Raw genomic sequence first — 18490 nt, 5'->3', positions numbered from 1 at the left:
GGAGTATAGGGTTGCCGGGGGCCTGCGACGGTTTCGCCCCCTCGGGCATCCAGCCATGCACATGACCGGTCATTCGAGCTTCGCCATCGATGTCCCCGACGCCCTCCTCGCCCGCGCACGGGCCGGGGATCGCGCGGCGTTCGAGCAGCTCTACCGGTGGTTCGAGCGCCCGGTGTTCACCCTGGCGCTGCGCATCGCCGGCAACCGCGAGGAGGCACAGGACGTGCTGCAGGAAACGATGCTCAAGGTGCTGGGCCGGATCGGCGAGTTCCGCGGCGACGGCAGTCCGTTCTGGGGCTGGTTGCGCCAGATCGCGGTGAACGAGGCGCTGATGCGCCTGCGTCGCGACAAGCGGCTCGCGCAGGAAATCGGCGTCGACGATCCGTCCGAATACGCCGAGGACCTCGCGCCGCTGCCGCCGGCCGCCGCCGATGCGGCGCTGCTGCAGCGCGCGCTGGCGACGTTGCCGACGGCCACGCGCAGCGTGCTGTGGCTGTACCACGGCGAGGGCTACACGCACGACGAAATCGCGGCGCTGATGCAGCGCACGCCCAGTTTTTCCAAGTCACAACTCGCGCGCGGCACGAAGAAGCTGCGCGCAGTGCTCCAGGTCCCGGAGGCTGCACATGCCTGACGACATCCGCTCCACCCAGGGAGGCGCGCCCGCCGATTGGGGCGCCGCGTTCGCCGCGTTGCCGCTCGAACGTCCCGACCGCGATGCATGGCCCGACATCGCGCCGCGCCTGCGCGTGCGCGCGCGTCCGCAGTGGCCGGTGCGCCTGGCGATCGCCGCCGCGCTCGTCCTCGTGCTGATCGTGCCGTTGCGGTTGCTCGGCCCGATGCCCGCGGTTGCGCCGAACGTGGTCGCCACGACCGCCACCGCCACGACGCCCGCCGATCCGCTCGTCGCGCTCCAGTCCGAATCCGCGCAACTCGAACGCCTGCTCGACGTGGCGCGCGACGATCGCGTGTCCAGCGGCGCCGCCGCCGAAGTCGCGGTCGACCTGGATCGCCAGCTCGCCCGCATCGATGCCGCCCTCGCCCGGTCCGATCTTCCGCGCGACCGCCAGCTCACGCTGTGGCAGGCACGCGTGGACACGCTGCGCGAATCCGTCGGCTTCGAGAGCACGCGCCGCTGGCTGGTCGCGCAGGGCGAACGCTACGACGGCGCGCTGGTGCGCGTCGACTGAACACCACTGCGACGCTTTCTTCCCGCGCCGCATCCATGCCATCGAATCCCGACCAAGAGGTTTGCATGCAACCCATCCGCACCCGTTCCCTGCTGGGCCTGGCCGTGGCGCTCGCGCTCGCCGGCGGCCTGGCCGCCGCGCAGACGCCGGCACCGAAGGCGCGCGTCGCAGCCGCGCCCGCCACCAAGGTCCGCGTCGCCGATCCCGCCACCGAAGCGCAGCTCGCCGCCGCGCAGAAGGACCTCGAACAGGCCGCGCGCCGCGTCGCCGCCCTCAACCGCCAGCTCGGCCGCGACAACGGACGCGTGCAGGTCATCGACCAGCGCATGGTGCTCAAGCCCGTCATCGGCGTGGTGCTCGCGCCCGACGCGCAGGGTGGCGTGCGCGTCGCCGGCGTCACGCCCGACAGCGGCGCGGCGAAGGCCGGCCTGAAGACCGGCGATCGCATCACCAGCGTCAACGGCACGCAGGTGCTCGGCACCACGAGCGAGTTGCGCGTCGACAACGCGCGCACGTTGCTGTCCGACATGGAAGAAGGCAAGCCGGTGCGCATCGGTTACCAGCGCGGCGGACAGACCGCCACCGCGAGCGTCGTGCCGCGCATGGAACCGGAAACCGTCGTGCTCCGCGGCGCCGAACCGGGCGAGGGCCGCCGCATCCACCTCATCGACGTGCCGGGCATGGCGCCGGGCCTGGAGCAGGAAATCATCCGCATCGGACCGCGCGGCGATTGCAAGGGCCAGGACTGCAAGGTGCCGATGCTGGCCGAAGCGTTCCGCTGGAACGGGCTCAACCTGGCGTCGGTCGATCCCGCGCTAGGTCGCTACTTCGGCACCGATCGCGGCGTGCTGGTGCTCAGCGCCGGCGCCGATCTCGCGGGCCTGCAGCCGGGCGACGTGATCCAGAAGATCGACGGCCGCGCCGTGTCGTCGCCGCGCGATGCGATGGATGCGCTGCGCGACAAGCCGGAGAACGCGATGGCGCTGGTGGAATACCTGCGCGATCGCAAGGTCGCCAGCACGCGCGTGAAAGTGCCGAAGGCGATGCCGTTCCGCGTGCCCGCGCCGCCGCCGCCCCCGCCGCCGCGCGCACCGAAGGCGCCGCTGCCGCCTCCGCCGCCGCCGGCCGCGATGGAAGACCTGCACCTGGAGCACGGCACGATCGCGCTCTACCGCGACGGCACGCGCGTGGCCTATGCACCGGACGCGCCGGGCCAGATCGTGATCGACCACGTCATCGCGCCGACGAGCCTGCCGGCGCCGCCGGAACCCCCGATGGCGCCGGACGCGCCCGGAGCGCCCGACGTCGAGATCATCACCGAGGACGTGCGCGGCAACTGACGCGTTGCATCAACTCGCCGCAGCGGCCAACCGCTCCCACGTCGCGTCATCGAAGCGCTCGACAAGGTCGAGCGCTTCGAGGTTCTGCAGCAACTGCTCGGTGCGCGACGCACCCAGCATCACCGTCGACACGTGCGGGTTGCGCAGGCACCAGGCGATCGCCAGCGGCGCGGGCGCCACGCCGAGTTGCTTCGCCACGTCGGTGAATGCACGCGCGCGTTCGAGGCGACGCTCCGCCGGATCCTGCAGCAACCACTGCAGCCACGTGTAGCCTTCCTGCGCCAGGCGCGCATCCTGCGGCACGCCCGCGTTGTACTTGCCGGTGAGCAGGCCCGAGGCGAGCGGCGACCAGATCGTGGTGCCCATGCCGTACTCGGAATACAGCGGTGCGTATTCCAGTTCCACGCGCTGGCGATGCAGCAGGTTGTATTGCGGCTGCTCCATCGTCGGCGCGATCAGTCCGTTGGCACGCGCGACCTTGTGCGCTTCGCGGATCGCCTGCGCCGGCCACTCCGACGTGCCCCAGTACAACACCTTGCCCTGGCGCACGAGCGTGTCCATCGCGAGCACCGTCTCGGCGATCGGCGTGTCCGGATCGGCGCGGTGGCAGAAGAACAGGTCGAGGTAATCCACGCGCAGGCGCCTGAGCGCATCGTGGCAGGCGTCGTGCACGTGCTTGCGCGACAGGCCGCGCTGCGTCGGCCGCGGCCCGTCCACCGATCCGAAGAACACCTTGCTCGACACGCACCACGCATCGCGCGGCAGGCGGAGGTCGGCGAGCGCATCGCCCATCACGCGTTCGGCTTCGCCGTTGGCGTAGGTCTCGGCGTTGTCGAAGAAGTTGATGCCGTGGTCGTAGGCGGCGGCGAGCAGTTCGCGCGCTTCCCCGCGCCCCACCTGCTTGCCGAAGGTGACCCAGGCGCCGAAGGAGAGCGCGGACAACTGGAGGCCCGAAGAGCCGAGGCGGCGGTATTGCATGCGCGTGTCCTTGCCTGCTGAACAGGACCGCGAGTCTAACCATCGCGCCGTCGCCGCGAGGCCATTACAATGCCGCCCTCTTTCCTCCGGGGAGTAGCTCGCCGCACCGCCGTCACCGGCCGTGCGGACCGGGCGCCAACACACTTGGCCGGCAGGCCATGGCGCCAGGCTGCAACGCACGTTGCAGGAGCAAGACCGAAGGCGAGCGCTGCGCACCACACCGGGCAACCGGGGCCGGGCTGCGTGGCGTCGCCTTCGCGTCCACGCGAAACGCCCGGCCCCCGGAACTCCCATCGATGCAGACCTTCCTCGTTTCCACCCTGGCCGTCGCCGTCGCCGAGATCGGCGACAAGACCCAGCTCCTCGCGCTGCTGCTGGCCGCGCGCTTCCGCAAGCCCGTGCCGATCATCGCGGGCATCCTCGTGGCCACCCTGCTCAACCATGCGCTCGCCGGCTGGCTGGGCGTGATCGCGGCGCAGTGGCTCACGCCGCAGGTGCTGCGCTGGGTCGTGGCGGTGAGCTTCTTCGCCATCGCGCTGTGGACGCTCAAGCCCGACAAGCTCGACGACGACCAGGCCCTGCCCGCGCGCAACGCCTTCATCGCCACGGTCATCGCCTTCTTCATCGCCGAGATCGGCGACAAGACGCAGGTCGCCACCGTGCTGCTCGCGGCGAAGTACCACCCGCTGTGGGAAGTGGTCGCGGGCACGACGGTGGGCATGCTGCTGGCCAACGTGCCTGTGGTGCTGCTCGGCAGCCGCTTCGCGGCGAAACTGCCGCTTCGCGCTGCGCGCATCGTCGCGGCGCTGCTGTTCCTGGCGCTGGCGATCTGGACCGCGTTCCGCGGCCTGGGCTGATCGCCGCCGCACCACCCCGCGGTGGGCGCAAGTAGCGCTATCCTCGCCGCGGGGATTGGGGGGACACCGGATGCGCACCACGGGGCGCCATTACCGCGACATCGCCACTGCGCTGCTGTCGCGGCCCGACGAGGTGATGCTGGAAGTCGGCGCGGGCGGCGAACTGCTCGTCGCGCGGCTGCGCGTGGTGGTCGCTGCGATGTTGCTGCTGCTGCCGCTGGCCAACGCCACCACGGGCGGGCAGGTCAACGAAACGCTGATCGGCCTGGCCGGCGCGGTGTTCGTCAATCTTTCCGCGCAGGTCTGGCTCGCGCTGGCGCGGCACAAGCGCCGGTTCCGCTGGCTGCCCTTCGCCTCCGCCGCCTACGACGTGAGCGCCACGACGCTGGTGCTGGTGCTGCTCGCGCTCAACCACCTGCCGGCCGGCCTCAACAGCATGATCGTGTGGTGCGGGTACCTGCTCGCGATCGCACTGACCGCGCTGCGCAACGACGGCCGCGTGACCTTGCTCATCGGCTTGCTCGCGGTCGCGCAGTACGCCGTGCTGACCTTCGTCGTGTTCGCGATCGCCACGCCCGACCAGTTGATTTCCAGCGACTACGGCACGGTGAGCCTGGGCGGGCAGTTGCAGCGGCTCGTGCTGCTGGTGGCGTTCACCCTGATCACGGCGGTCGTGGTCTATCGCATGCAGCGGCTGGTGGAAATGTCCGGCACGGACGGCCTGACGGGACTGCCCAACCGCACCTGGCTCGTGCATCGCTTCCCGCGCCTGCTCGATGCGGCCCGCCGCGACGGCGTCAGCCTGTGCGTGGCGCTGATCGACCTCGATGCGTTCAAGCGCATCAACGACGAAATCGGCCACCACGCCGGCGACCGCGCGCTGCTGCACGTGGTGGACCTGATGCGCGACAGCCTGGAGGACGGCGAATGGCTCGCGCGCCTGGGCGGCGAGGAATTCGTGCTGGTGCTGCGCAAGCCGCTCGGCACCGCGTGGGAGCGCGTGGACGGTTTGCGGCGCACCTTGTTCGCGCGGCGCTTCGTGCCCGAACAGGGCGCCGACCCGCTGCTGCTCACGTTCAGTGCCGGCGTGGCGAGCTTCCCGCACGAAGCCAGCGACCTGTCCGGCATGCTCCGCCGCGCGGACCTGCGCCTCAACATGGCCAAGTCCACCGGGCGCAACCGCGTGCTCGCGCGGGATACCTGAACACGGCCGCGGGCACCCCTCGGTTGCCCGACGGGGCGCCCAGCCCGTAGATTGCGCCGTCGGCCGCAACGGCCCATGGGGATTCATCGATGGAAGCTTTGGCGCGGGTCGGTTTCGGCCTGTTCGGACTTGCGGTGCTCATCGGCATTGCGTGGCTGTTCTCGAACAACAAGAAGGCCGTGGACTGGCGCCTCGTTGCGACGGGCGTGACCTTGCAGATCGGTTTTGCGGCCATCGTGCTGCTGGTGCCGGGCGGGCGCGATGTGTTCGACGCCCTCGGGCGCGGGTTCGTGAAGGTGCTCAGCTTCGTCGGCGCCGGTTCGAACTTCATCTTCGGCTCGCTGATGGATACGTCGAAGTTCGGTTTCATCTTCGCGTTCCAGGTGCTGCCCACCATCATCTTCTTCGCGTCCCTGATGGGCGTGCTGTATTACCTCGGCGTGATGCAGATGATCGTGCGCGCGATGGCGTGGGCGATCACGAAGGTGATGCGCGTGTCGGGCGCGGAAACGACGTCCGTGTGCGCGAGCGTCTTCATCGGCCAGACCGAAGCGCCGCTGACCGTGCGCCCGTACATCCCGCGCATGACCGAATCCGAACTGATCACGATGATGATCGGCGGCATGGCGCACATCGCCGGCGGCGTGCTCGCCGCGTACGTGGGCATGCTGGGCGGCGGCGATCCGGTCGCGCAGGCCTTCTACGCCAAGCACCTGCTCGCGGCCTCGATCATGGCCGCGCCGGCCACGCTCGTCGTCGCCAAGATCCTCATCCCGGAAACCGGCACGCCGCTCACGCGCGGCACGGTGAAGATGGAAGTGGAGAAGACCGCCAGCAACGTCATCGACGCGGCGGCGTCCGGCGCGGGCGATGGCTTGCGCCTGGCGCTGAACATCGCCGCGATGCTGCTCGCCTTCATCGCGCTGATCGCGCTCGTCGATTCGCCGCTGACGTGGCTCGGCCAGGTCACGGGCCTGGAAGGCGCGATCGGCAAGCCGACCAGCCTGGCGACGATCTTCGGTTACGTGCTCGCGCCGGTGGCGTGGGTGATCGGCGTGCCGTGGCAGGACGCGACCACGGTCGGTTCGCTGATCGGCCAGAAGGTGGTGATCAACGAATTCGTGGCCTACCTGCAGCTCGCCGACATCGTGAACGGCAAGGTGCCGGGCGTGATGCTGACCGAACAGGGCAAGCTGATCGCCACGTATGCGCTGTGCGGCTTCGCCAACTTCTCGTCGATCGCGATCCAGATCGGCGGCATCGGCGGGCTTGCGCCGGAACGCCGCGGGGATCTCGCGCGCTTCGGCCTGCGCGCGGTGCTCGGCGGGTCGATCGCGACGTTCATGACGGCCACGATCGCCGGCGTGCTGACGTACCTCGGAACCTGAGGCAGGCCGGGGCATGACACGCGTCGTCGTCGCCGGTTCGTTCAACGTCGACCACGTGTGGCGGTGCGAGAGCCTGCCGCACCCCGGCGAAACGCTCGCCGGGGCGTATGGCTCCGGGCCGGGCGGCAAGGGCTTCAACCAGGCGGTCGCGGCGGTGCGTGCGGGGGCGGCGACGACGTTCCTGTGCGCGCTCGGCGATGACGCGGGCGCGCAACTCGCCCGCGCGCTCGCCAACGCGGACGGCATCGACTTGCGCGACCAGCGCAGCACGCATCCCACCGGCACCGCCGGCATCTACGTGGATGCGCAGGGGCGCAACAGCATCGTGATCGGCGCGGGCGCGAACGGCGACCTCGACGCAGGCTTCATCGCGGCGCAGGTCGATGTGTTCACCGGTGCGCGCGTGGTGCTGGTGCAGCGCGAATCGCCGACGGATGCGGTGGCGATGGCGTTGCGGCTCGGACGCGAGGCAGGGGCGACGACGGTGCTCAATCCCGCGCCCGCGAATGCCGACGTCGACGGCACGCTGCTGGCGCTCACCGACATCGCGACGCCGAATGAAACCGAATTCGTGGCGCTGGCGGGCAAGCACGTCGGCGAGCGCATCGATCCCGAATCCGTCGTGCGCATGGACGACGATGCGCTGCATGCGGTGTGCCGGCGCTTGTTGCCGCACGGCACGGTCGTCATCACGCTGGGTGCCGCGGGTGCGTTCGTGTCGCATGGCGACGCCATGCGCGGCGATCGCGCCGCCTGTTATCGCGTGGCGGCCGAACGCGCCGACGTCGTCGATACCACCGGCGCAGGCGATGCCTTCAGCGGCGCGCTTGCCGCTTCGATCGCGCAACGCGACGCGGCCTTCGCCGAGCATGTGGCCTTCGCGGGCCTGTTCGCTGCACGGTCGACGGAACGGCGCGGCGCCGCCGAGGCCATGCCGAGGTTGCGCCCGGCCTGAGCATTTCAGGCCTGATCGCGGCAGGGGCCTTAGAATCGCGCCCCATGCGCATCGGCCCCCACGCCATCGACCCGAAGGTGATCCTCGCCCCCATGGCGGGCGTCACCGACAAGCCGTTCCGGATCCTGTGCAAACAGCTGGGCGCCGGGCTGTGCGTGTCGGAGATGACGACGTCCGATCCGCGTTTCTGGTCCACGGCCAAGTCGCTGCACCGCATGGACCACGTGGACGAGCCGGCGCCGATCAGCGTGCAGATCGCGGGCACCGACCCGGCGGTGATGGCCGAGGCGGCGCGCTACAACGTCGACCACGGCGCGCAACTGATCGACATCAACATGGGCTGCCCGGCGAAGAAGGTGTGCAACGCCTGGGCGGGATCGGCGCTGATGCGCGAACCGGCCCTCGTCGCGCGCATCCTCGAAGCCGTGGTCGGCGCAGTCGACGTGCCGGTGACGCTGAAGATCCGCACCGGTTGGGCGAGCGACCGGCGCAACGCACCGGAGATCGCGCGCATCGCCGAAGCGAGCGGCATCGCCTCGCTCGCCATCCATGGCCGCACGCGCGACCAGCAATACGGCGGCGTGGCCGAGTACACGACGATCGCGGCGATCAAGGCGTCGCTGTCGATCCCGGTGATCGCGAACGGCGACATCGACAGCCCAGACAAGGCCGCCGCGGTGTTGCGCGAAACCGGCTGCGATGCGGTGATGATCGGCCGCGCGGCGCAGGGCCGGCCGTGGATCTTCCGCGAAGTCGCGCATTTCCTCGCGACCGGCACCTACCTCGCCCCGCCCTCGCTCGCCGACGTGCGCGACGTGCTGCTGGGCCACCTCGAAGCGCTGCACGCGTTCTACGGCGAGCAATCCGGCGTGCGCATCGCGCGCAAGCACCTGGGCTGGTACGCGAAGGACCAGCGCGAACATCTCGCCTTCCGCCACGTCGTCAATCGCGCCGAGACGGCCGAGGCGCAACTGCGCCTGACGCGCGATTACTTCGACGCGCTGATCGCGGGCGTGGCACCGGACCTGCCGGTCGCCGCATAACGCGCTGCGGAAAATCACCTTCCGGGAAATCGGGCCAACCCCAGGCGCGACGCAACTTTCTGGTCACAGGTTTTGCAGGGGATTTGAACGTCGGCGCGTCTCACGACGGGCGGCTGCGCAAGAGGTCAACCACGGGCGCAGTCTCCGGATCGCGCGCGTTCGCGTCTGCACGATCGATCCCGCGTCCCGCGCGAACACTCTGCGCGTCCCGTCCGAAATCAATCGTCGCCGACGGTCTGCGGCGGGCTCGCGGGCGCATGCCAGATGCGCGTCCACATCGGCGCGAGGCGTCGCGAGGCTTCCCACGGCCAGCGCATCTGCTGGGTGGGGATTGCACGCCAGCCATCGCCGGCGCGTTCCGCCACCGCGAACCGGAAGCTGTAGTCCGGCTCCGATCCCATGCGCAGGTCGCTGAGCACCAGCGTGTCGTCGCGCACCTGCGCCTTCATGAAGTGGTGGTTGAACCAGAGCAGCTTCGCGACATCGGGCTGCGTGCGCACAGCGGCCAGCGCCTGCGTGTCGGAAGGATGCGCGGTGAACTGCATCGGCCCGTGGTCGGCGACCAGCGAACGCTCGCCTTCGACGAACCCTTGCGGCGTCATCGCCACCACGCGCCACAACAAGGTGTTGAACGGCATCGGCGTCGAGAAATGCGGTGCGTCGCCCAGCCCGATCGCGGCCAATGACTGCGTGGCCACGCGATCGACCATCTGCTTGGCGACGATCGACCACCCCAGGTACGCCACGGATATCGACAACGCCGCCACCAGCGCCCGCTGCCCTGCCCGCCGCGCGCCGACGAACGCCGCGACGATGCACCCGACCATCAACGGCAACGTCAGCGCCGGATCGATGATGAAGAGCGTCGACCACATCGCCGGCGGCACATCGAGCGGCCACAACAGCTGCGTCCCGTACACGGTGAAGGCATCGAGCAACGGATGGGTGACCAGCGCCAGCTGGAAGATCCAGAACCATCGCACCGGCGCCGCCGAGACCCGTCCGCCCCGGCCCTTGAACCACATCCACAGCAGCCATCCGACGATCGGCAGCACCAGCAACGAGTGCGTCGCCGCCCGGTGCCAGGTCATGCGGATCACGGGGTTGTCCGTGAGGAACAGCGGCAGGACGTCGAGGTCCGGCAGCGTGTTGAGCGCCGCCCCGGCCAGCAGGGCCGCGCGGCGCTGGGCCGGCGGGGCGATGGCGGCCGCGATGGCGGCGCCGACGAACAGGTGGGTGATCGAATCCATGCGCCGATCCTAGCCGAGCAGCCGCCCACCTCCCCACCGCTTACGGCCGCTTGGTTTTCCTCTGAACGAGCGATGGCGCAAACTGCGCAATCCCGTCCGCAGGCTTGTACAATGCCGGCCCATCCTTTCATCCGAATCAAAGGATATATCCAGCGATGACCAGCTCCAGCTACCTCTTCACCTCCGAATCCGTCTCCGAAGGCCACCCGGACAAGATCGCCGACCAGATCTCCGACGCCGTCCTCGACGCGATCCTCGCGCAGGACAAGCGCGCCCGCGTGGCCTGCGAAACGATGGTGAAGACCGGTGCGGCGATCGTCGCCGGCGAAGTCACCACCGGCGCGTGGGTCGACATCGAAACGCTCGCGCGCAAGGTCATCAACGACATCGGCTACAACAATTCCGACGTCGGCTTCGACGGCCACACCTGCGCGATCATCAACATGCTCGGCAAGCAGTCGCCGGACATCGCCGCCGGCGTGGACCGCAAGAAGCCGGAAGAACAGGGCGCGGGCGACCAGGGCCTGATGTTCGGCTACGCCTGCAACGAGGCGCCGGAATTCATGCCGGCCCCGATCTATTACTCGCATCGCCTCGTCGAACAGCAGGCGAAGGTGCGCAAGGCGAAGAACTCCAAGCTGCCGTGGCTGCGCCCCGATGCGAAGTCGCAGGTCACGCTGCGCTATGAAGGCGACAAGATCGCCGGCCTCGACGCCGTCGTGTTGTCGACGCAGCACGATCCGGGCATCAAGCAGAAGGACCTGGTCGAGGGCGTGTACGAGCACATCCTCAAGCCGGTGCTGCCGAAGAACTGGCTCGACAAGCTGCCGAAGAACAAGGTGCACATCAACCCGACGGGCATCTTCGTGATCGGCGGCCCCGTGGGCGACTGCGGCCTGACCGGCCGCAAGATCATCGTCGACAGCTACGGCGGCATGGCCCGCCACGGTGGCGGTGCGTTCTCGGGCAAGGATCCGTCGAAGGTCGATCGTTCCGCTGCGTACGCGGCGCGTTACGTCGCCAAGAACATCATCGCCGCCGGCCTGGCCGACAAGTGCGAAGTGCAGGTGTCCTACGCGATCGGCGTGGCGGAACCCACCTCGATCTCGGTCACCACCTTCGGCACCGGCAAGATCTCCGACGACAAGATCGAGAAGCTGATCCGCAAGCACTTCGACCTGCGCCCGTACGGCATCGTGAAGATGCTCGACCTGATCCACCCGATGTACCAGGCCACCGCGAGCTACGGCCACTTCGGCCGCAAGCCGCAGGCGTTCGAGTACGTCGACGGCGCCGGCAAGAAGCAGAAGGCCACCGCGTTCTCCTGGGAGAAGACGGACAAGGCCGACGAGCTGCGCAAGGACGGCGGGCTCAAGAAGTAAGTCGCAAGCAAATCGGGGGCGCGGCCGCGAGGGCCGCGCCTCCTGCTCCGCCGAGGGGCGCTGCGACCGTGGATAGGCACGGCCAGGCTCGGTGGGGTGCACCACGCAACAACGGCGCCCGCTCGAATGGAGCAAACGCCATGAATGCTGTCCGCAACGAAACCCCGGACTACAAGGTCGCCGACATCACGCTCGCCGACTGGGGCCGCAAGGAAATCGACATCGCCGAGCGCGAGATGCCGGGCCTGATGTCCATCCGCCGCAAGCACGCCGCCGCCAAGCCGCTCAAGGGCGTGCGCGTCACCGGCTCGCTGCACATGACCATCCAGACCGCCGTGCTGATCGAGACGCTGAAGGACATCGGCGCCGACGTGCGCTGGGCCTCGTGCAACATCTTCTCGACGCAGGACCACGCCGCCGCCGCGATCGCCGCCACCGGCACGCCGGTGTTCGCATGGAAGGGCGAGTCGCTGGAGGAATACTGGGACTGCACGCTGGACGCGGTGACGTTCCCGGGCGGCAAGGGTCCGGAGCTCGTCGTCGACGACGGCGGCGACGTGACGCTGCTGATCCACAAGGGCTACGAGCTCGAGCAGGGTTCGGACTGGGTGAACACCCCGTCGGATTCGCACGAAGAGCAGATCATCAAGAACCTGCTCAAGCGCGTCGCGAAGGAACGCCCCGGTTTCTGGACCACCGTGGTCAAGGACTGGAAGGGCGTGTCGGAAGAAACCACGACCGGCGTGCATCGCCTGTACCAGATCGCCGAGCAGGGCAAGCTGCTGGTGCCCGCGATCAACGTCAACGACTCGGTCACCAAGTCGAAGTTCGACAACCTGTACGGCTGCCGTGAGTCGCTGGCCGATGGCCTGAAGCGCGCGATGGACGTGATGCTGGCGGGCAAGGTCGCGGTGGTCTGCGGCTACGGCGACGTCGGCAAGGGTTCGGCGCATTCGCTGCGCGCGTACGGCGCCCGCGTGGTGGTCACCGAGATCGACCCGATCTGCGCCCTGCAGGCCGCGATGGAAGGCTTCGAAGTCAACACGATCGAAAGCACGCTCGGCCGCGCCGACATCTACGTGACCACGACCGGCAACAAGGACGTGATCACGCTCGAGCACATGGGCCGCATGAAGGACCAGGCGATCGTGTGCAACATCGGCCACTTCGACAACGAGATCCAGGTCGACGCACTGAACGCCTCCGGCGCCAAGCGCATCAACATCAAGCCGCAGGTCGACAAGTACGTCTTCGACAACGGCAACGCGATGTTCCTGCTTGCCGAAGGCCGCCTGGTGAACCTGGGTTGCGCGACGGGCCATCCGAGCTTCGTGATGTCCAACTCGTTCTCCAACCAGACGCTCGCGCAGATCGACCTGTGGGCCAACAAGGACACGTACGAGAAGACGGTGTATCGCCTGCCGAAGCACCTCGACGAGGAAGTGGCGCGCCTGCACCTGGAAAAGATCGGCGTGAAGCTCACCACGCTCACGAAGGCCCAGGCCGATTACCTCGGCGTGTCGGTCGACGGCCCGTACAAGCCCGAGCACTACCGCTACTGATGCACGCGGCGGGCGGCGAAAGCCGCCCGCTTCTTTTCCAGACCCGACCGGATCCGTCCATGGCCCTGCGCGTCCCGATCTCCTTCGAGTTCTACCCGCCCAAGACCGATGAACAACGCGTGCAACTGGACCGCACCGCGGCCCGGTTGAAGGCGCACGACCCGGAATACGTGTCGTGCACGTTCGGCGCCGGCGGCTCCACGCTGTCCTACACGCCCGAAACCATCCAGCGCCTGCGCGAACACCACGGCCTCCCGTCCGCGCCGCACGTCTCGTGCATGGGCGGCACGCGCGAAGAATTGCGCCAGTTGCTCAAGCTGTATCGCGCGCTCGACTGCAAGCGCATCGTCGCGTTGCGCGGCGACCTGCCCTCGGGCATGGCGCGCATGGGCGACTTCCGCTACGCCTCCGAACTCGTCGAGTTCATCCGCACCGAACACGATGGCTGGTTCCACATCGACGTGGGCTGCTATCCGGAAATGCATCCGCAGGCCGACGATGCGTTCGCCGACCTGCGCCACTTCAAGGCCAAGGCGGACGCGGGCGCCGACGGCGCGATCACGCAGTACTTCTATAACGCCGATGCGTACTTCCGCTTCGTCGACGACGTGCGCCGCATGGGCGTCACGCTGCCGATCGTGCCGGGCATCATGCCCATCTCCAACTTCAGCCAGCTGCGCCGCTTCTCCGACGCCTGCGGCGCGGAAATCCCGCGCTGGATCACCAAGCGCATGCTGGCCTACGGCGACGATGCCGAGAGCATCCGGTCCTTCGCCGCAGAGTTCGTCGCCGACATGTGTTCACGCCTCGTCCACGGCGGCGCGCCGGCGTTGCACTTCTACACATTGAACCTGTCGAAACCGACTCTGAACGTCATCGAACATCTGACCTGAATTGCACTGCGGTTCAGCGCAACGGCGCATCCAGCACCTTGCGTTGACGCATCGACACCGATGCTGCACGTGTCTTCCCCCAAGGCACGTGCAACACCATGGACAAGTCCCTGCTCGCCGGATTCGCGGTCGCCCTGGCCGCAGCCGCATTGCCCGCGCCCAACATCGCCGAAGCCAGTGCGACCGTGCAGCAATGCCGCACCGCGGATGGCACGAGCCTGTTCACCGACAAACCCTGCAAGCTGGTGGGCGCGCAATCCGTGCCCATGCGTGGCGATCTCGCGACGCGCTTGATGCGCGAGGAAGCGCTCGAAGCCAGCATCTCCGGCGTCGAAGTCGCGACGCTGCAACCCGACAGCACGACGATGGCCGCCGCGCGCGAAGCGATCGGCCGACGCGCCGCCGCGGGCGGTTGCGCGCGCACGCCGACGCAACTGGCGATGGACCTGCGCGGCGCGTTCGCGCTCGGTGACGTCAACCGCGTCGCCGAGAGCTACCACTGGGTCGGCATGGGCCAGCGCGCGGCGAACGCCACGATGCTGCAACTCGATCGCCTCGCGCATCGCCAGGTGCGCGACACGCAGTACTACGACGCGCAGATCGGCGGCTTCGCCGATGCGGGCGGCGGCATCGGCGGCGGCGCGGGCGTGATGCAGGTGCGTTTCGGCGACGGCGAAGGCGCGACGATCCAGGACTTCGACGTCGAGCGTTACCAGGGCTGCTACTTCGTCCGGTTCTGACGCTGGTCCCGGGGGCATTCCCCGGGCATCGAAGCACCATCGACCAATCGACGAAGCCGTGCACGCGTGTACGCTCCCGGCATGGCGCCCGCCGTTCGTCCCCTGCTGTGCTTGCTCCTGCTCGTCGCGGCGTCGTTCGCGCCGCGCATCGCGCATGCGCAGATCCATCGCTGCGTGACCGGCGAAGGCCAGGAGATCTACACCGACCGGCGCTGCGTGGACGTCGGCGCGACCGAACAGGCACCGCCCCCGCTGCAGCAACCCCGGGCCCTCGGCGCGACGGGCGTGCGCGTGTATCGCGGGTGTTCGCATTCGTTGCAGGACCTGGTGTTCGAGATCCAGAGCGCCGTGGATGCCAACGACGTCAATCGCCTGGCCGGCGTGTACCACTGGGTCGGCATGTCGCAGGGCGCATCGGTGGGCGTGATGGACCGGCTCGATGCGATCGTGCGCCGGCCGCTGGTCGACATCGTGCCAGTGTCCGGCGCCCCACCCGACGATGGCGCGCTGCCCGCGGCCACGGACCAGCCCGCGCCGCCGGTCGTCCGGCACGCCCCGGTCGGGGTCCGGCTGGAACAGACGCTCGGCGACAGCGCCACGCCCGCGTCCACGGTGTTCGGGCTGCGCCGGTACCTCGGCTGCTGGTGGATCTCGCTGTAGCCCTCCTCTCCGGCAGGGGCGGCGCGGCAGGCGGGCCCCTTACAATGCGCGACTCCCCTGCACGCGAGCCGCCCGCATGACGATGCGCTACCCCGAATGGATCTGGCACAACGGATCGATCAAGCCGTGGGCCGACGCCACCACGCACGTCATGTCGCACGCGATCCACTACGGGTCGTCGGTGTTCGAAGGCGTGCGCAGCTACGACACGCCCAACGGTCCGGCGATCTTCCGCCTCACCGACCACACGCGCCGCCTGTTCGCGTCGGCGCGCATCTACGAGATGGGCATCCCGTACATGGTCGACGACATCAACGCCGCGTGCCGCGCGGTGCTGAAGAAGAACGACCTCGGCAAGGCCTACCTGCGCCCGGTCGCGTTCCGTGGCCTCGGCGGTTTCGGCTTGTCGGCGGATACGCCCACCGACGTCGCGGTCGCGGCGTGGCAGATGGGGGCGTACCTCGGTGAAGGCGTGCTCGAAGAAGGCATCGATGCATGCGTGTCGAGCTGGCAGCGTTTCGCGCCGAACACCATCCCCGCGGGCGCGAAGGCCGGCGGCAACTATCTGTCGGGCCAACTGGTCGCGCGCGAAGCGCGTCGCCTGGGCTTCGGCGAAGGCATCGCGCTGGCCTCCACGGGCCTGTTGAGCGAAGGCGCCGGCGAAAACCTGTTCCTCGTCTTCGAAGGCCAGCTGCACACCACGCCGGTCAGCGCCGCGCTGCTCAACGGCATCACGCGCAACACGCTGATCCGCCTGGCGAAGGACAACGGCATCGAAGTCGTCGAGCGCGACATCCCGCGCGAATACCTCTACCTGTGCGACGAGCTCTTCATGTGCGGCACGGCGGCGGAAATCACGCCGATCCGTTCGGTCGACGGGCGCCAGGTCGGCGCAGGCCGCGCGGGCCCGGTGACGCGTCGCATGCAGGAATTGTTCTTCGGCCTGTTCGATGGCCGCACGCCAGACAAGTACGGCTGGCTCGAACTCGTCGGCTGATCAGACCGCAGGCTTGATCACGCGGGTTTGAACCGGAGCGTGGCGATCACGCCGCGCTCCGCGCCCGGCACCACGCGCACGTCCCAACCGTAGAGCGCGCACAGGCGGCGCACGATCGACAGGCCGATGCCCGCGCCCTGCGAATGCTCGGCGTGCGTGCCGCGATAGCCGCGTTCGAACAGGCGTGCGGCTTCTTCGGCCGTCAGGCCCGGGCCGGAGTCGATGACGTCGACCGAATCGGGCGCCATGCGCACCACCACGTCGCCTTCGTGCGTGTACTTCACCGCGTTGCCGATCAAATTGCCCAGCGCCACCGCGACGGCGGCGTCGGGCGCATCCACGATCAATCCGCCCTCGCCTTCCATGCGCAGCACCAGCGGCTTGCCGCCCAGCTGCGCGCGATGCATGTCGAGCAGTTGTTCGGCGACCTTGCCCACGTCGCAGATGCCGTGCCCGCGCTCGTTGCGCGAGAGCAGCAGCAGCGCGCTGATCAGGTCGGTGCATTGCTGTTCGGCGCGCTGGATGCGGCGCAGGCGCGCCTGCATGCGTTCGTCGAGTTCGGGCCGCGACAGCAGCAGCTCCGTCGCGCCGCGGATCACGGCCAGCGGCGTGCGCAGTTCGTGGCTGACGTCGGCGTTGAACTCGCGGTCGCGCTGCACGACTTCGGTCAGGCGCGCGGCGTAGTCGTCGAGCGCGGCGGCGAGCTGGCCCACTTCGTCGTTCGGGAAATGCGCGGCCAGCGACACGGGTTCCGCGCTGCGGCCCGAATCCTTCAGGCGATTGGCGAGCTCCGACACCGGGCTCATGACGCGCGACGCCGCCCACCAGCCGACCAGCAACGACAACAGGGTGAACACGATCACCGCGCCGTAGATCGCGCGGTTGAACTGTTCCTGCCCGCGCATCGTCTGCGTCATGTCGTAGGCGAGGAAGAACCACACCTGCGGCGTCTTGCGCACCGCGAGCTTGTAGGAGAACGGCTGGCCGGTGTCGTCGGTGCCGCTCAGGCCGTGGATGCCGTCGGGCAGTTCGTACCACTGCGGTTGCTGCTCGCGCACGCTCTCGAACTTGTCGGGCGTGAACGCGAACGCGCGGATCTGGTCGACGGGCAGGCTCGGGTTCTGCGGATCGCGCGCGTACTGCTGCGCGTAGAGATCGATGTTGCGGTTCATCAGGTCGACGACGAGCTTGTCTTCGACCTGGTTGCGCACCTTGTCCACCGAATAGGCGAACAGCGCCGTCAGCCCGAACCCGAGCAGGACGAACGACAAGATGATGCGGCTGCGGAGTTGCCGCCGGTAGCGGCGTGCAGGCCGCCGGACAGGTTCAGCTGGTGGCATCGGGTGCGGCGATCCGGTAGCCGATGCCGTGGCGCGTCTGGATCAGCGGCGTTTCGAACGGCTTGTCGACGACCGAACGCAGGCCGTGGATGTGCACGCGCAGCGAATCCGAATCGGGCAGCTCCTCGCCCCACACGCGGGTCTCGAGTTCCTGGCGCGTCACCACCGCCGGGGAGGCTTCCATCAGCGACTGCAGGATCTTCAGCGCCGTGGGATTGAGTTGCAGCAGCTTGCCTTCGCGGCGCACTTCGAGCGTGTCGAGGTTGTATTCGAGGTCCCCGACATTGAGCACGCGCGTCTGCACGCCGCGGCCGCGACGGGCCAGCGCGTTGAGGCGCACTTCCACTTCCTGCAGCGCGAAGGGCTTGATGAGGTAGTCGTCGGCGCCCGAATCGAAGCCGGCGAGCTTGTTGTCCAGCGAATCGCGCGCGGTGAGCATCAGCACCGGCGTCTGCTTGCGCGCTTCGTTGCGCAACTTGCGGCAGACCTCCAGGCCATCGAGGCCCGGCAGGCTGAGGTCGAGCACGATGGCGTCGAAGTCGTGCACCACCGCCAGGTGCAGGCCCGTGACCCCGTCGGCGGCGAAGTCGACGGTGTGGCCGCGATCCTCGAGGTAGTCGCCGAGGTTGGCGGCGATGTCCTGGTTGTCTTCGATGACGAGGATGCGCATCCGTGGGTGTCCTGCAGGAGAGGGGTGGGTTCGACCCGGGG

Annotated in this window: 18 protein-coding genes and 1 riboswitch; of the genes, 14 read left to right on the top strand and 4 right to left on the bottom strand. The window is 68.7% G+C overall.

Features of this window, described 5'->3' with window-relative positions; genetic code table 11:
• Positions 1–55: 55 nt before the first annotated feature.
• The 3 genes from LYSHEL_RS09085 to LYSHEL_RS09075 all read left to right on the top strand — a co-directional run bounded on the left by LYSHEL_RS09085 (position 56) and on the right by LYSHEL_RS09075 (position 2530).
• A complete protein-coding gene (locus LYSHEL_RS09085) occupies positions 56–634 on the top strand; it encodes an RNA polymerase sigma factor (RefSeq protein ID WP_244858494.1) in 579 nt (192 codons plus the stop codon).
• Positions 627–1190 carry a hypothetical protein gene (locus LYSHEL_RS09080; protein ID WP_213433670.1) on the top strand — a complete coding sequence of 188 codons (564 nt, stop codon included), beginning with the start codon at positions 627–629 and terminating at the stop codon, positions 1188–1190. Before LYSHEL_RS09085 ends, LYSHEL_RS09080 begins: the two co-directional genes overlap by 8 nt.
• Positions 1191–1255: 65 nt before the next feature.
• Positions 1256–2530, top strand: coding sequence for a PDZ domain-containing protein (locus LYSHEL_RS09075; RefSeq protein WP_213433668.1), 1275 nt, complete (start codon positions 1256–1258; stop codon positions 2528–2530).
• 9 nt (positions 2531–2539) lie between these two features.
• Here LYSHEL_RS09075 and LYSHEL_RS09070 read toward each other — a convergent pair whose 3' ends face one another.
• Positions 2540–3508 carry an aldo/keto reductase gene (locus LYSHEL_RS09070; RefSeq protein ID WP_213433666.1) on the bottom strand — a complete coding sequence of 323 codons (969 nt, stop codon included), beginning with the start codon at positions 3506–3508 and terminating at the stop codon, positions 2540–2542.
• A 296-nt stretch (positions 3509–3804) separates the two neighbouring features.
• On the opposite strand from LYSHEL_RS09070, the gene LYSHEL_RS09065 reads away from it, so the two are divergent.
• The 5 genes from LYSHEL_RS09065 (at position 3805) to dusB (ending at position 8955) form a co-directional block, all read left to right on the top strand.
• Positions 3805–4365, top strand: coding sequence for a TMEM165/GDT1 family protein (locus tag LYSHEL_RS09065; protein ID WP_213433664.1), 561 nt, complete (start codon positions 3805–3807; stop codon positions 4363–4365).
• A gap of 70 nt (positions 4366–4435) precedes the next feature.
• Positions 4436–5569, top strand: a complete 1134-nt coding sequence (locus LYSHEL_RS09060; protein WP_213433662.1) for a GGDEF domain-containing protein — start codon at positions 4436–4438, stop codon at positions 5567–5569.
• Positions 5570–5658: 89 nt separating this feature from the next.
• Positions 5659–6957 carry a NupC/NupG family nucleoside CNT transporter gene (locus LYSHEL_RS09055; protein WP_213433660.1) on the top strand — a complete coding sequence of 433 codons (1299 nt, stop codon included), beginning with the start codon at positions 5659–5661 and terminating at the stop codon, positions 6955–6957.
• 13 nt (positions 6958–6970) lie between these two features.
• Positions 6971–7912: a ribokinase gene (locus LYSHEL_RS09050; protein ID WP_213433658.1), complete on the top strand. Its 942-nt coding sequence runs from the start codon at positions 6971–6973 to the stop codon at positions 7910–7912.
• Between the two features lie 44 nt (positions 7913–7956).
• A complete protein-coding gene (dusB, locus tag LYSHEL_RS09045) occupies positions 7957–8955 on the top strand; it encodes a tRNA dihydrouridine synthase DusB (protein WP_213433656.1) in 999 nt (332 codons plus the stop codon).
• Between the two features lie 218 nt (positions 8956–9173).
• Here dusB and LYSHEL_RS09040 read toward each other — a convergent pair whose 3' ends face one another.
• Entirely contained in the window at positions 9174–10205 is a 1032-nt protein-coding gene (locus LYSHEL_RS09040; protein ID WP_213433654.1) for a metal-dependent hydrolase, read from the bottom strand.
• Between the two features lie 155 nt (positions 10206–10360).
• Here LYSHEL_RS09040 and metK point away from each other — a divergent pair, with 155 nt between their 5' ends.
• The 6 genes from metK to LYSHEL_RS09010 all read left to right on the top strand — a co-directional run bounded on the left by metK (position 10361) and on the right by LYSHEL_RS09010 (position 16439).
• Positions 10361–11587 carry a methionine adenosyltransferase gene (gene metK / locus LYSHEL_RS09035; RefSeq protein ID WP_213433652.1) on the top strand — a complete coding sequence of 409 codons (1227 nt, stop codon included), beginning with the start codon at positions 10361–10363 and terminating at the stop codon, positions 11585–11587.
• Between the two features lie 46 nt (positions 11588–11633).
• A riboswitch (S-adenosyl-L-homocysteine riboswitch) is annotated at positions 11634–11714 on the top strand.
• Positions 11715–11727: 13 nt separating this feature from the next.
• Positions 11728–13149 (top strand): adenosylhomocysteinase, encoded by a 1422-nt coding sequence (gene ahcY, locus LYSHEL_RS09030; protein WP_213433645.1) that lies wholly within the window; start codon positions 11728–11730, stop codon positions 13147–13149.
• Positions 13150–13208: 59 nt separating this feature from the next.
• Positions 13209–14042 (top strand): methylenetetrahydrofolate reductase [NAD(P)H], encoded by an 834-nt coding sequence (metF, locus tag LYSHEL_RS09025; protein ID WP_213433643.1) that lies wholly within the window; start codon positions 13209–13211, stop codon positions 14040–14042.
• Positions 14043–14140: 98 nt separating this feature from the next.
• Positions 14141–14782, top strand: coding sequence for a hypothetical protein (locus LYSHEL_RS09020; RefSeq protein WP_213433641.1), 642 nt, complete (start codon positions 14141–14143; stop codon positions 14780–14782).
• 81 nt (positions 14783–14863) lie between these two features.
• Positions 14864–15442, top strand: coding sequence for a hypothetical protein (locus LYSHEL_RS09015; RefSeq protein ID WP_213433640.1), 579 nt, complete (start codon positions 14864–14866; stop codon positions 15440–15442).
• 76 nt (positions 15443–15518) lie between these two features.
• On the top strand, positions 15519–16439 hold the full coding sequence (locus tag LYSHEL_RS09010; protein WP_213433638.1) for a branched-chain amino acid transaminase: 921 nt from the start codon (positions 15519–15521) through the stop codon (positions 16437–16439).
• A 17-nt stretch (positions 16440–16456) separates the two neighbouring features.
• Here LYSHEL_RS09010 and LYSHEL_RS09005 read toward each other — a convergent pair whose 3' ends face one another.
• Together LYSHEL_RS09005 and LYSHEL_RS09000 are read right to left on the bottom strand one after the other, a co-directional pair.
• Complete coding sequence (locus tag LYSHEL_RS09005) at positions 16457–17779, bottom strand: sensor histidine kinase (protein ID WP_213433636.1); 1323 nt, start codon at positions 17777–17779, stop codon at positions 16457–16459.
• On the bottom strand, positions 17766–18449 hold the full coding sequence (locus LYSHEL_RS09000; RefSeq protein WP_213433634.1) for a response regulator transcription factor: 684 nt from the start codon (positions 18447–18449) through the stop codon (positions 17766–17768). The genes LYSHEL_RS09005 and LYSHEL_RS09000 overlap by 14 nt, the downstream gene beginning before the upstream one ends.
• Positions 18450–18490 lie beyond the last annotated feature (41 nt).

The organism is Lysobacter helvus (assembly GCF_018406645.1).
GTDB lineage: Bacteria > Pseudomonadota > Gammaproteobacteria > Xanthomonadales > Xanthomonadaceae > Noviluteimonas > Noviluteimonas caseinilytica.
This window is presented reverse-complemented; position numbering and strand designations above follow the sequence as displayed.

What these genes read in the sequence shown, in the direction of transcription:
- LYSHEL_RS09085 (WP_244858494.1), top strand. Translation starts at nt 56, where the DNA reads ATGCACATGACCGGTCATTCGAGCTTCGCCATCGATGTCCCCGACGCC.
- LYSHEL_RS09080 (WP_213433670.1), top strand. Translation starts at nt 627, where the DNA reads ATGCCTGACGACATCCGCTCCACCCAGGGAGGCGCGCCCGCCGATTGG.
- LYSHEL_RS09075 (WP_213433668.1), top strand. Translation starts at nt 1,256, where the DNA reads ATGCAACCCATCCGCACCCGTTCCCTGCTGGGCCTGGCCGTGGCGCTC.
- LYSHEL_RS09070 (WP_213433666.1), bottom strand. Translation starts at nt 3,508, where the DNA reads ATGCAATACCGCCGCCTCGGCTCTTCGGGCCTCCAGTTGTCCGCGCTC.
- LYSHEL_RS09065 (WP_213433664.1), top strand. Translation starts at nt 3,805, where the DNA reads ATGCAGACCTTCCTCGTTTCCACCCTGGCCGTCGCCGTCGCCGAGATC.
- LYSHEL_RS09060 (WP_213433662.1), top strand. Translation starts at nt 4,436, where the DNA reads ATGCGCACCACGGGGCGCCATTACCGCGACATCGCCACTGCGCTGCTG.
- LYSHEL_RS09055 (WP_213433660.1), top strand. Translation starts at nt 5,659, where the DNA reads ATGGAAGCTTTGGCGCGGGTCGGTTTCGGCCTGTTCGGACTTGCGGTG.
- LYSHEL_RS09050 (WP_213433658.1), top strand. Translation starts at nt 6,971, where the DNA reads ATGACACGCGTCGTCGTCGCCGGTTCGTTCAACGTCGACCACGTGTGG.
- dusB (WP_213433656.1), top strand. Translation starts at nt 7,957, where the DNA reads ATGCGCATCGGCCCCCACGCCATCGACCCGAAGGTGATCCTCGCCCCC.
- LYSHEL_RS09040 (WP_213433654.1), bottom strand. Translation starts at nt 10,205, where the DNA reads ATGGATTCGATCACCCACCTGTTCGTCGGCGCCGCCATCGCGGCCGCC.
- metK (WP_213433652.1), top strand. Translation starts at nt 10,361, where the DNA reads ATGACCAGCTCCAGCTACCTCTTCACCTCCGAATCCGTCTCCGAAGGC.
- ahcY (WP_213433645.1), top strand. Translation starts at nt 11,728, where the DNA reads ATGAATGCTGTCCGCAACGAAACCCCGGACTACAAGGTCGCCGACATC.
- metF (WP_213433643.1), top strand. Translation starts at nt 13,209, where the DNA reads ATGGCCCTGCGCGTCCCGATCTCCTTCGAGTTCTACCCGCCCAAGACC.
- LYSHEL_RS09020 (WP_213433641.1), top strand. Translation starts at nt 14,141, where the DNA reads ATGGACAAGTCCCTGCTCGCCGGATTCGCGGTCGCCCTGGCCGCAGCC.
- LYSHEL_RS09015 (WP_213433640.1), top strand. Translation starts at nt 14,864, where the DNA reads ATGGCGCCCGCCGTTCGTCCCCTGCTGTGCTTGCTCCTGCTCGTCGCG.
- LYSHEL_RS09010 (WP_213433638.1), top strand. Translation starts at nt 15,519, where the DNA reads ATGACGATGCGCTACCCCGAATGGATCTGGCACAACGGATCGATCAAG.
- LYSHEL_RS09005 (WP_213433636.1), bottom strand. Translation starts at nt 17,779, where the DNA reads ATGCCACCAGCTGAACCTGTCCGGCGGCCTGCACGCCGCTACCGGCGG.
- LYSHEL_RS09000 (WP_213433634.1), bottom strand. Translation starts at nt 18,449, where the DNA reads ATGCGCATCCTCGTCATCGAAGACAACCAGGACATCGCCGCCAACCTC.